We start from the raw sequence: 12,635 nt of genomic DNA, 5'->3' as shown, positions 1-12,635 counted from the left end.
CACCTTAGGCGCTTGGCTGCTGATTATCCATTGTTACATTGTTTTGATTTTCGACCTTCACGTTTGTCGTTTCCGACTGCGTTGTGGTACAAAACACTTTAGGAACTTCCAGCAATTCACCCAGTTATTCTCTAACCCGTTACCAGATTAGACGCCCTTCTCAACAATTACTGTAAGAGTTGTAATACTCCCTGAGGCATTTGTTGAGACTGAGCTAACATACTTTGTGCCGCTTGTGAAAGGATATTGTTCTTAGTGAACTCCATCATTTCTTTCGCCATCGTGCGAACATTTGCTTTAACAAATGACTAGACTATATCTTCACCCTCTAATTTTAGTAGGGGCTGGGCACTTCGGATTCAGATGGGTTTGCGGCTCCATCTTTCACCTACGAATTTCATCACCATTGCATTAGCATTAGGTGGTCTATTCTAGTCGTTGAACCTTCTCCAGAGTTTCCTCACAGGAGCTTGGCTGCTGATTGCCCAATCTTGTCTTTTTTCGAACCTTCACGTCTACTGTTTCCAGTTACGTTGTAGTAAGACAAGCTCTAAGGGTTTTCCAGCAATTCACCCAGTAATAATCGCTAACCGTTCCCAGTTAGGACGACTGTGCCTCATTCTGCATTAAGCAGCTTCGGCATAATCAACGTCACGGATACGTGATTCTGCTGCAGTTAAGTTTTCTTGAGATGCCCCTAAGTTATTGATTGTGTGATCTAGACGGTTTTGAACAGCACCTAATTTAGAACGCTGAGTTGAAACGTTTTTAATAGCGGAATCAATAAGTGCTAATTGCTCATCGTATGCTTCCGTATCTGCTTCGAGTACGCCTTCCGAACCTTCAGTTACAAATTCAGTTACATCGATTAAACTACCTTCAGCAGTACCATCAGTTAATCCTAACCCTTTTGCTGACATATCATTAATATTAACACTTAACTGTTGTCCTCCATTAGCACCAATTTGGAAAACTAATTCCGTATCAGCATAATCACCGGTTAGTAAGTCTTTACCGTTAAACTGAGTACGATCTGAGATACCTTTACTTGCTCCTTCAATTCCACCTAATTCTTCCATCAATGCATTAATTTCATCTTGAATTGATTGTAAATCATCTGAATCTTGTGTACCAGTGTTTCCTGCTTGAACTGTCAATTCACGCATTCTTTGAAGAATTGAATGAGTCTCACTCAATGCACCTTCTGCAGTTTGGATTAGAGAAATCAAATTTGTTATCGTAGTGGCATTTAATCCGCTACCTCTTTATGTTTCCATAAAGTTCAGATCATATCTTCATCCTCTAAAGGATGCCCCGCGCTCGTGGGTAAGTTATTGGTATGTATCCTCACTACCTGATCGTTACACCTTCCTAGCTACACTCATCCGTACAATTCACTAGGCTTGGCTCGGTATTGCCCACCATCCACACTGCTTGTTTGGTTTGGGGTTCTACCGAATTCACGGGGTTATCATCTAAGCATTACTACTTAGAGCGGCATTTCTAGTTTACCGTCTTGAGCGTTTTTACCCGCCATTTCTAATCCTTGGATTTGAGCACGCATTTTCTCAGAAATTGCAAGACCAGCTGCGTCATCTCCAGCTTTGTTAATACGAAGACCTGAAGAAAGCTTCTCCAATGAATTTTGTACTGCACCTTGGTTTGCTCCTAATTGGCGATGTGCGTTAAGAGCTGAAATATTGTGATTGATAATCATGTTCAATCTACCTCCATGTATTTTATTGTCTAGCAAGCCACATCCTTGTGAGCTTGCTGATCTATAATAACTTCACATTTTGTGAAATTATTACCTATTTAATTAGAACTGTCAGGAGTAATTCACAGCCGAAATTTCTACCTATGAACAGGTTGAATGGCCATAGCTGTATCTCTTTCCTGCTGTTCTGTTTCTTATATCGGCAAGTATTTTAGATTGTTTAATAAAAATACAAAATTTTTTTCTTTAACGACCTGCCTATTATTTCAACTTAACTTTGATAGGATATAATCCGATATAAAATATTGAATGATCGATTTTCAATAATGTTAAAAGACTTAGAGGTGTAACTAATGAAATATGATAAGCAATTATTTCAAGTACAAAATATTTTAGATACATTAATAGAAGCAACGGACCATTTTGCAGCTTTAGCTAAAAAGAAAGAATTGAATCAAAGTGTTTATATTTTCAGTTCAATAGTTGAAGGCTCACAATCTATTATCCTTATACTTAATGGAAAAAACAAAAAGCTTTTTTCTGATCACCTAGTCAAACTGGAGAAATACCTGCTTATGATTGCAAATGAACTCGAGGAACAAAACTTTATAAAAGTCATGGAAATCATTCAATTTTCACTACGACCGCAATTTATAAATATAAGGCAAATATTTATAAACAAATTTGGTAATCAGCAAAAAGAAAAAGAGATTTCAATCGGTGTGTTTAATAGTTGGGCAAGTCCCCTTAAGTTTTATCCAAAAGAACGTATTAATGCAATGGTTAGTGAAAGTGTAAAACAAAATTCCGTATTATATTTCTTTAGTTCACAAGATGTAGATTTTGAAAATAATCAAATACACGCGGATACCTATCAGAGTAATAATTGGGTACGTGTTACTGTTCCTTTCCCTGATGTCATAAATAATGTAGGTGTAGGAAGACAAACTCATACAGAGCGTAAATTAAGACGAGTTATCCCATTCACAAGTTTTCACGTTGGTAATAAATATACATTACCAAAACGGATGTTGAAATATCGCAAATTCGCCGAACTATTAGTTCCGTTTACCGTTTGTATCAACGAATCTACTACATACCGTTTTTTAGAAAAACATAACCGTGTAGTATTTAAGGCATTAGGAAGTAACCGCGGGGAGAATATATATTTTGTTACGAAAAAAAGTACTCGTTTTGTTATTTTAGACCAGAAAAAAGAGATGATTCTAAACTCATCTGACTTCAACCAATGGATTTACGATATCATTTTAAAAGAAAAAGGCAGCTATATTATTCAAAAATACATTCATACTCGAACAAAAGATGATGAGCCTTATCATTTTCGTGCCCATGTCCAGAAGAATGGTGAAGGTAAGTGGCAATTAACACACATCTATCCACGTATCGGTAATAAAAAAACAAACTTGAGTAATATTAGTACAGAAGGAAGAGTGGAAGATTTCCCAGTATTTCTAAGGGAACAATACGGTGAGAAACAAGGAGCATTATATGAAGAAAAAATCCTTAAACTTTCCATTGATGTCTCCTCTCATCTTGATAAATTATATGGTCTAGCGTTGGATGAATTAGGTCTTGACTTTGCAATTGATGACACTGGTCGTATTTGGATGCACGAAGCTAATAACGGTCCGCAAACAGCATATCATGAAGAAAAAAGAGCAGTAAATACAATTGCTTATGCTAAATACATTGCGGAGAATGGCATCATGTATACAGACCCCAGAACACAAGCTGCAATAACAAAAGGACAATTCCAAGCTAAAATGACAGATATCCTTTACAGACCTGCCGATAACCAAAAAATTATCGGTCTATTAATTGGTAAACAAACAGAGCATAAGTTTGTACTTGAACTGGATAAGTTTGCAAAGTTAAATCATATGATATTATTTCAGTTCACACCAAAAGATATTGATTACGATAGTGGACTGATTAGAGGTAAGTTCCTTGATAATGAAAGGTGGACTACAAAAATAGTTGAATACCCTGATATGATTATTGATTATTTGAAAATAAGAGGGAAAGCTGAATCAGCATTCCTTTATGAAGAATTGGAAGACATACCCTTTACAAACGAATGGGCCGTTTATTCGAATAGACAGTCATCTATATTGGACAGTCTAAAAGGAAACTTTAAATCAATACCTGATTTTCAACCTATTAAAAAACTGCGTCACATATTTCAATTTATTGAGGAATACAATAATGTGCAATTGAAGCCTGAAATAATGGTAAAACCAGCTATTGCAATCCAACCCACAAAAGATAAAAATTATTTAGTTTCGTCAGGGTCTCAGTTAAAAACATATCGAGAAATAGAACTTAGGAATTATATTGAAGATTTATTAGAAAAAGAAGCGTATATTGTATGTGAGGATTTAAGAACACAAAGATCGGAAAATATCTTCGAAGAGATTCATATTCATTTAATGAAAGATGCTAAAAATGAGTGGTATTCTGTTACTCAATATGTAGAAGTGGAAAAGTATACAGAAGCTAATAGAATCGAAACCGAACAAATAGATCTCACTCAACATATTAGCTCATTATACAACACTGATAATGTAGATAAACTCCTACAAAAAATAAAAACATTCTCCTTTAATGCAGCTTCTGCATTGGAAGACTTTAGTGAAACTCAAATAGATGAACTTGCTCTTATCTTATCTATAGACGAGAACCAAGAAGTGAAATTAATAGAAATCAACCCAAATGGACCTAAAACTGTTTATGATGACACAGCTCTTGCTAAGTCAACAATAAATTCCGCAGAATCACTTATCTTGAACAAATAGAATCTTAAAGTAATGCGTCCATCTACTAGGCAGAAAACAAGATTTTGTTCTCTGCCTATGGTTATTTAAAATGAATAATACAACAATAAAGAAAACTGCATTCTGAACTTTCAACACGGTAACTTCTTGGAGGGTAATGATGGAAGAAAAAACAACACTCAAAAAAACATTAAAACCACACTGGGTATGGGCTATTGCACTAGGCTCTTCCATCGGCTGGGGAGCTTTTGTACAACCTACTAATTGGATTGCACAAGCTGGACCACTTGGTGTTATAATAGGTTTTTCAATCGGATCCCTACTTATGATGCTTATTGCAGTAAGTTATGGATTTCTAATTAGAAAATTTCCTGTTTCCGGTGGAGAATTTGCTTATGCATATTTAAGTCTAGGAAGAACCCATGCATTTATTAGTGGCTGGTTCCTAACACTAGGGTACATATGTATTGTCGCTTTAAATGCCTCTGCCTTAGCATTGATGTTTAAATTCGTTTTCCCTAGCTTTGTACAAAATATGAAAATGTATGAAATTGCAGGCTGGGATGTTTATTTTACAGAAGTAATTATTGCCACAATTGCACTTGTCCTATTTTCGTATTTGAATGTAAAGGGTACTGGGTTAACAGGAAGTATCCAATTTATTTTCTGTATAATTATGCTTTTAGCCGTAGTGCTATTAACAGTTCTTGTCAGTGCTTCTCCTGTGGCTGGACTAGAAAATATAAAACCTTTATTTAACCCAGGTATCTCAAGCTATGCTGCAATAATATCAATTGTAGCAATTGCACCTTGGGCATATGTTGGCTTTGACAATGTACCTCAAGCTGCCGAAGAATTTAATTTCTCATCTAAAAAAGCTTTCAGTCTTATCATCTTTGCTTTAATTGCAGCCGCACTACTTTATAGTTTAATGATACTTACTACAGCGATGGCTGAACCATGGGTAGAGTTTGTCGGTCAGCCTCATGCTTGGGGTACAGCGGTGGCAATTAAGAATGTACTAGGTACATCAGGTACAATTATTTTAGTAACAGCATTAAGTATGGGAATTTTTACTGGTCTAAATGGATTTATTCTATCTTCTAGTCGGCTATTATTTGCCATGTCTCGCGCAAAGGTACTTCCTGCTGCCTTTTCTAAAATACATCCAAAGTATGGTACGCCCTATATCGGCATTATATTTATATCTATTATTTCCCTAATCGCTCCTTGGTTTGGAAGAGAGGTATTGCTGTGGATTGTTGATATGTCGTCAATTGGGGTATCTATTGCGTATCTTTACACCTGTTATACAGCATATACTCTTTTCAAATGGTCTCCTAATCAAGTAACAAAACCTGGAATGCAATTTGTAGCACCTTTTAAAAAGTTCCTAGCTTTAATCGGGGCTTTTTCAAGTATTATCTTTATATCATTATTATTAATTCCAAGTTCCCCGGCATTTTTAGGTATTGAATCTAGAATTGCTTTATGTGTATGGGTTATTTTAGGACTTGTTTTCTATCTCTTTAAACGAAAGGAATATAACGCCATTCCCGAGGAAGAATTGCGATATCTTATTATAGGAGATGAAATTCCTGATGGGATGAATAAACAATAAACCTAAATAGATTCAGGTCTTGGTGTTGGTTGGGTTTTACTTTGACTTACCCCACATTCTATACAATATTTCAACTTGCTTCCCCTCTCTTTTTCATAAAAAATAGGCAGCTCATCAAAGCAATATTTGCATTGATGAGCTGCTTTTCAATTTTCTTACCACCCATAAGATGTTAGGTCTTCGATTTGACTGATAAAGTCCATTAAGACCGCATCAGCAAGCAGGAAACAGATAAAGCTGATTAATAGAACCGTTGCCAGACTAAAGTATATTTTTTGTCCATTTGGGTTGACCTCGGAAGCTTTCTGATAAACATATAAGACAGGAACATATGAAAATATCATTACTAGTGAAATAACGAGCGTAAAGAATGTTAATTGATAAGAACCAATCAGTCCACCGAGCACGGCGACTAAATTTAATGCAACGAACGGAACATAGATCGAGCCATACTCGGCGATAATTTTTTTAAATGAGTCCTGATTTTTCGCAAGTTTCGTCATTGCAAGAGCACTTCCGAACGTAATCGCAATTAATATGAGCGCAAAGAAAAAGAGCCTTGGGACAATCCTGAAGAATGGAAGTGATTCACTCATCCAGCTCCCACCAAATGATTTAAATAAGGAGTTGCCAAGAAAATAAATGCTCAATGAGAAAAATAAAGCATATAGCCCGATGTTGATCAAGCTGTTCGCTAATTGTTTTTCACCAGATTGAAATCCACGGGCCGGGTTTTTTAATAAATGTAAAAAATAAGACCAGTAATGATTTAACCCTTCTTTAACCGCCTCTGCTGTTGGTTGTGCATTTCCTTCTATCGTTGCCGCCGCTGGACTCGACTTTGCTGTTGTTTGTTGCTCTACTTGTGCATTCCCTTCCGTAGTATTCGCTTGGGACGGCTCCTCCCCTCTTCTAGATTGCTGATTCGAGTTATCAACATCGTTTTGTGACTGCATCGCTGCGCCACATACACCGCAGAACTTCCCAGTCTCCTGCTGATGGTTACAACTTGGACAGACTAACATTGTACATTCTCCTTTATAATATTAACTATTCCTTTCGTACACTTGCCTTGATGATTTTATGTAAAGGAAAGTAGTTTTATAACCCTAGAAAAGAAACATATAAGTCTTTTAGACTATCTCAATTGATTATAGCAAAGTTCTTTCTAATTTAAAGCATTTTTTTAATAAAAATAGCTCCGAACCTTGTATATAAAATGAACCCTAGATAATAGACACTAATAAAAAACAGTCAGTCGCCCTCTATTATCTAGGATCTATTTTAGTTTTCTCGGAGCTGTTTTTTCACGTATAGATTGCCGTTTTAATTCAATACAATCTCTTCAAACCGGAATAAATTTGCCGGTTCAAGCTGGAAATCATCCTTCTTCCAAACGTTTTCCAGATAAACCATAGCAATGCTAGACTGCCTACTATCTTTTACACTTTCTTCAACTGCAATAACACTCTCAAATAACTCTGCAACCCACTTCGCAATATCCTTCACATAATAAGTCTTCAACTCATAAGCCATCTTCCTAATCTCCGCTACCCGCTTCTCAAACTGTCTTATCTCTTCCATTAATAAGTCCACCCAATCACGCACTAAATCCATTTCCCGAGATGCCTTAATATCCCAAAGTCTCTCCCGCATCTCCTCGACAAATACTCGCTCAACCTCATATTTCTCCATCAACCGTAACACTTCAAGCCCCAAAATATTTGCCGTCCCTTCCCAAACTGTTAAGACTTGGGCATCCCGTAGCAATCTCGGTGTCACAAAATCCTCAATGTAACCATTTCCGCCATGCATCTCAATCGCTTCATGGGCAAAGTGAACAGCCTGCTCCGCCGTTTCCTTTTTCATAACCGCCACATATAACCGGAATAATGTTTTTTCCCTATCCGTTGCTGTATGTTTCGTATCCTTCCCCAAAACCTTATCCATTAGCTCAATTATACGGAACATCGCATTCATCTCTACTTCCTGCTTGGCAACCATTTTACTAAGTGTCGCTTGTATCATCGGATAATCGATAAGCCTTTTACCAAATGCCGATCGCTGCTTAGCATAATTACGAGCTTCCAAATAAGCACGGCGCATAATTCCCAGTGAAGCAACTGCATTCGAAACACGAGACAAATTCAGTGCTTCTATCATATAATAAAATCCTTTTGTTTCTTCTCCAACAAGATAACCAACTGCGTGTTCAAATTCAACTTCGGCAGACGGCACCGCCCGAACACCGAGCTTGTCTTTCAACCTGCGAATTCGCAAGTTTGCTGCAGCCCGATTTTCTTCCCAGGGCACAAGGAACAAACTTAATCCCTTCGTTCCCTTCTCGGCCCCGTCAATACGGGCTAATACCATTGCAACACCGCAAGCGCCGGCATTACTTGCAAAATACTTTTCACCACTTATCCGGTAACTATCCCCTTCCTTCACAGCAGATACTTCATTCGCACCGACATCCGAACCACCCTGCCTTTCTGTAAGCAATGTCGCACCTTCATATAACTCAACATCCCCCGTTGAAAGAACATGCGGCAAATACTTTTCCCTTAGTTCGCCGGATGCATAATGGTCAATCAAATAAGCTGTTGCTTTTGTCAGCGTCACGGGACAGGCAAGACCAGGTTCTGTGTGGGATAGCAAATATTTCTGCGCATAAGAATAAACGTAATTCCCTTTCTGCCCAAAGGCTGGAATTTCCTTATGAACGTAACCGACAATACCTGTATTGTATGTCTCTTTCACTGATTGCTTATATCCCTCGTTCAACCAGACACGCGACACTTCATTCCCCATCTGGTCGTAGCGAATGAGCTTGGGCTCTCCTTCTCTATCCGTGTGAATCGCTCTCTCATCAATCGGTCCCGCGCAGAGCTCTCCGTATTTTTCCAATTCTTCATCCGCCCACTGAAAAAAGTCATCGGAGAGAGAATTCTGTAACAGTCGCCGGAGATTTGGGTCACCTTTATAAAAATTTTCTTTGTTTACTTTTTTCTTTATATCCAACATATTCAATCCTCCTTGCTGTAACTTTGCTCTTACTCTGTAACCTGCTTCCTTAACTGCTGTTTCTGTAGCTTACCGGTCGCATTCCGCGGAAGCTCTTCTAATGCTTCATAGAGTTTTGGAATCTTGTAATCTGCAATTTTACCTTGCAAAAATTTCTTGCATTCTTCTTTTAGATTTTCTACTTTTCCATCAAGCACGACATAAGCCTTCACCGTTTCACCCCAGTCCGGGTTCGGAGTACCGATTACGGCAACATCCGAGATAAGTGGGTGTGTGAGAAGAAGATTTTCGATTTCTTTCGGATAAATATTTACACCACCAGAGATGATAATGTCTTTCTTCCTGTCAATCATCCAATAGAAGCCATCCTTATCTTGTCGCGCCATGTCGCCAGTATAGAGCCAGCCGTCTTTCAGCACAGCCTTCGTTTCTTCCTCATTTTTATAGTATCCTTTCATATTTCCTTCACCACGCAGGATAATTTCACCAACCTCACCGGGTACCGTGTCTTTACCATTTTCATCAACCAGACGGATTTCACAATTAAGCGCCGCGCGATTTCCGATACTTCCGGCCCTTTCCTCATGATCATCGAAGCCTAGTAACGTCCCATTTGGTCCAGCTTCTGTTAACCCATACACGCAGATTAATCGGTCGGTAGCAAATTGATTTTTTATAAGTATGACTTCTTCCTTGGAAAGCGGCGCAGCTCCATAGATCCAATATTTCATAGAGGAAAGGTCATAGTTTTCAATTTCTGGATGTTTAGAGGTTGTTAGATAAGCAATCGGTGCTCCGAAAAAATGGGTCGTTTTTTCTCGGGAAACTGTTCCAAGCAACAAATCCGGTGTAAAGGTTGGTACAACAACATGAGTTGCTCCAACATAAAGACCTGCTACCATGAATAGATGCAGTGGTGCAGAGTGGCTAAGTGGCATCATATGAAGTATACGGCTTTCTGGCTTTAACTCCATTTCTACACAAATCGTAACTGCGACCGTAAGGATACTGCGGTACGTGAAAAGGACACCTTTCGGATTGCCGGTTGTTCCGGATGTATAAAGGATGGAAGCATCATCATCTTCTGTGAGACTGCATTTGATTTCTGTAGTTGAACCGCTTGCTAGCAGGTCTTCCAAGGAAAGCCAAGCCCTTTCCGCAGATCCAGTTTTGATGAACTTAATCTCTGAAGATTGTTCTGGTAAATGACGGACTTGCTCGAATATAAGCTCATGTGTGATAAATACGGAAGCTTCGCTGTCGTCTAAAATATACATGACTTCTTGTCCAATCAACCTTGCATTAATCGGAACACTGAGAGCTCCAATGCGCTGAACGGCAACATAAGCAATCAGAAACTCTTTCGTATTTGGCATTTGCAAGGCAACTTTATCACCTTTTTTAACACCCAAATCTTCGAGACTATGAGCGAACCGATTAACAGCTTCATTCCATTCACTGTAAGTGACCCTTTCTGAGGGCGTTACAATTCCTTCATGATTCGGATACTTCCTTGACATAACGGCTAACAGGTTAGGGATATTCATTTTTTTCACGCTCCAACTCATTTAATTTAGTTTGAAACTCGTCAAGCAACTGCTCCATCTCTGAACGTATTCGCAGTAATTCCTCTATCCGTTCGGTCACCTCCTCGATCTTTCCCTTCCCATATTCGATTGTCCGCTCGAGTTGCTTTCTGCCTGTCCGATCGAGGTCAAACAGCTGGATCATTTCACGAATCTCATCTAACTGGAAACCATATCGTTTTCCCCGGAAGATGAGCTTCAGCCTACCTCTCTCTTTGCTAGAAAATATCCGCTGTCCAGCTTCTGTTCTTTCTGGTTTTAATAGACCGAGTTCTTCATAGTAACGAATTGCTCTAGTCGTTATACCAAACTCTTCAGCCAGCTCTGCAATCGAATATGTCTTTGCTGTCTTCATAGCCATCACCTTTAATTTAATTTTCTTACAATTATAGTGTAACATTGACGTTAACGTAAAGAGCAAGAAGGAATTTCGGGACAGAGGGTCAGAGCATTTGTCCCATTTTGAGAATGCGGGTGCCTGGAACTTATGGGAATAAAAAACCTAAAGCAGATAAAAATATTGCGATTCATCCACTCTAGCTCTCACCTGGAATCAGAATTGCAACAATAAAATCCTATTCATCAGAAAATATCCCGTCGTTATTCGACAAAATTCGTCACTTGGATAGCATACCTTCCTTTTAACTATATGTTCATCCTACTTCTAACTTAACTCGAAAACGCGCACTTTTTATTTCGCTTTCATTCGTTAATAATCATGAAATAAAAAATGATTAGAACTAATGGGACAGATAGGCAGCAACTGTCCCACTTTCAACATTTTTCAATGAAGTCCACGAATTGGAATCCCAATTCTTGACTTTTAAATCCCCAGTAAATATATTTGATTTATATACTCAACAAATGAAGGATTCCAGAAAGCATTTTAGTAGTGTATTTTACAATTAATCATTAATATATAATGATGGGAATTTTTTAAGGCAGTATTCGATTTAGAGGTGGTGATTGCTTGGCTTTTATAAAACGTTCGTTCCTGCAAATTGTTCCGACGCTATTTATTCTGACGTTGATTGTCTTCGGACTCGTTTATGTTGCGGGTGATCCGGTCGTCAGCATGCTTCCGGAAAATGCTACACAGGAAGACCGTGCCGTACTAGAAAAAGCGCTTGGATTAAATGAACCTTTTTACGTGCAGTATGTAAATTACATAAAGGATTTAGTAACAGGGAATTTCGGTCAGTCGCTACAATACCAAGAGCCGGCACTGGACCTTGTGATGGAACGGCTTCCGGCAACACTCGCCCTCTCCCTGATGGCTTTAGGTGTTGCAATTGTGATATCGATTCCCCTTGGTATTTTTGCTGCATTAAAACGAAATACGGTGCTTGACTTTCTCATTTCCGGCGTTTCGATCGTTGGAAAGGCGATGCCGAATTATTGGATTGGGATTATGCTCATTCTCTTCTTTGCGGTTATTATCCCGATTTTCCCAGTTTCCGGTGCGGAATCACCGATTCATTTCGTCTTGCCGGCGGTGACGCTTGGGGTTGCACTTGCAGCTGAAATTACGCGACTAATTCGCGGTAGTGTACTCGAAGTAATTGAACAAGATTTTGTCCAGACGGCCCGTAGTAAAGGGCAAAAAGAAATAATCGTCATTTTACGTCATGTATTTTTAAATTCGCTTATACCTGCTGTTACTATTATTGGATTACAATTTCCTCAACTAATTGGCGGGGCTATTGTTGTGGAAACTGTCTTTTCCTGGCCTGGTGTAGGGAGATTATTACTCTCTTCCATTGAAACGGGTGATATGGCGGTAGTTCAAGCGATTGTCTTTATCATTGCCTTAATTACGATTGTGGCTAATTTATTAACCGATGCCGTTTATCGAATCCTCGATCCGCGGATTAAATATAAGTAGTTTGGAG

General features: G+C 38.6%; 7 protein-coding genes and 3 pseudogenes. 3 read left to right on the top strand and 7 right to left on the bottom strand.

Annotated elements, in window-relative coordinates:
• Window positions 1-167: 167 nt before the first annotated feature.
• The 3 pseudogenes from GN217_RS15510 to GN217_RS19560 form a co-directional block, all read right to left on the bottom strand.
• Window positions 168-281: pseudogene (locus GN217_RS15510) on the bottom strand (flagellin); the annotation flags it as partial.
• 354 nt (window positions 282-635) lie between these two features.
• A pseudogene (locus tag GN217_RS15505) lies at window positions 636-1,226 on the bottom strand (flagellin N-terminal helical domain-containing protein); the annotation flags it as partial.
• Between the two features lie 284 nt (window positions 1,227-1,510).
• Window positions 1,511-1,717 (bottom strand): annotated as a pseudogene (locus GN217_RS19560) (flagellin N-terminal helical domain-containing protein); the annotation flags it as partial.
• Between the two features lie 353 nt (window positions 1,718-2,070).
• Here GN217_RS19560 and GN217_RS15495 point away from each other — a divergent pair.
• Window positions 2,071-4,533 (top strand): YheC/YheD family protein, encoded by a 2,463-nt coding sequence (locus GN217_RS15495; protein ID WP_156857561.1) that lies wholly within the window; start codon window positions 2,071-2,073, stop codon window positions 4,531-4,533.
• Between the two features lie 139 nt (window positions 4,534-4,672).
• The gene (locus GN217_RS15490) at window positions 4,673-6,133 is read left to right on the top strand and encodes an APC family permease (protein ID WP_156857560.1); all 1,461 of its coding nucleotides are present in this window, start codon (window positions 4,673-4,675) and stop codon (window positions 6,131-6,133) included.
• 155 nt (window positions 6,134-6,288) lie between these two features.
• On the opposite strand, the gene GN217_RS15485 is transcribed toward GN217_RS15490, so the two are convergent.
• The 4 genes from GN217_RS15485 to GN217_RS15470 all read right to left on the bottom strand — a co-directional run bounded on the left by GN217_RS15485 (window position 6,289) and on the right by GN217_RS15470 (window position 11,098).
• Window positions 6,289-7,158 carry a Yip1 family protein gene (locus GN217_RS15485; protein ID WP_156857559.1) on the bottom strand — a complete coding sequence of 290 codons (870 nt, stop codon included), beginning with the start codon at window positions 7,156-7,158 and terminating at the stop codon, window positions 6,289-6,291.
• Window positions 7,159-7,459: 301 nt separating this feature from the next.
• Window positions 7,460-9,157: an acyl-CoA dehydrogenase family protein gene (locus GN217_RS15480; protein WP_156857558.1), complete on the bottom strand. Its 1,698-nt coding sequence runs from the start codon at window positions 9,155-9,157 to the stop codon at window positions 7,460-7,462.
• Window positions 9,158-9,186: 29 nt separating this feature from the next.
• Complete coding sequence (locus GN217_RS15475; protein ID WP_156857576.1) at window positions 9,187-10,704, bottom strand: class I adenylate-forming enzyme family protein; 1,518 nt, start codon at window positions 10,702-10,704, stop codon at window positions 9,187-9,189.
• The gene (locus tag GN217_RS15470) at window positions 10,691-11,098 is read right to left on the bottom strand and encodes a MerR family transcriptional regulator (RefSeq protein ID WP_370459808.1); all 408 of its coding nucleotides are present in this window, start codon (window positions 11,096-11,098) and stop codon (window positions 10,691-10,693) included. The genes GN217_RS15475 and GN217_RS15470 overlap by 14 nt, the downstream gene beginning before the upstream one ends.
• A 615-nt stretch (window positions 11,099-11,713) precedes the next feature.
• Between GN217_RS15470 and GN217_RS15465 the strand changes: the two genes are divergently transcribed.
• A complete protein-coding gene (locus tag GN217_RS15465) occupies window positions 11,714-12,628 on the top strand; it encodes an ABC transporter permease (protein ID WP_156857556.1) in 915 nt (304 codons plus the stop codon).
• The last annotated feature ends 7 nt before the right edge of the window (window positions 12,629-12,635 follow it).

This window comes from Oceanobacillus sp. AG, assembly GCF_009746545.1.
In the GTDB taxonomy this organism is placed as follows: Bacteria; Bacillota; Bacilli; order Bacillales; family Amphibacillaceae; genus Oceanobacillus; species Oceanobacillus indicireducens.
The sequence above is the reverse complement of the archived record's forward strand: the minus strand, read 5'-3'. Positions and strand labels throughout refer to the sequence as shown.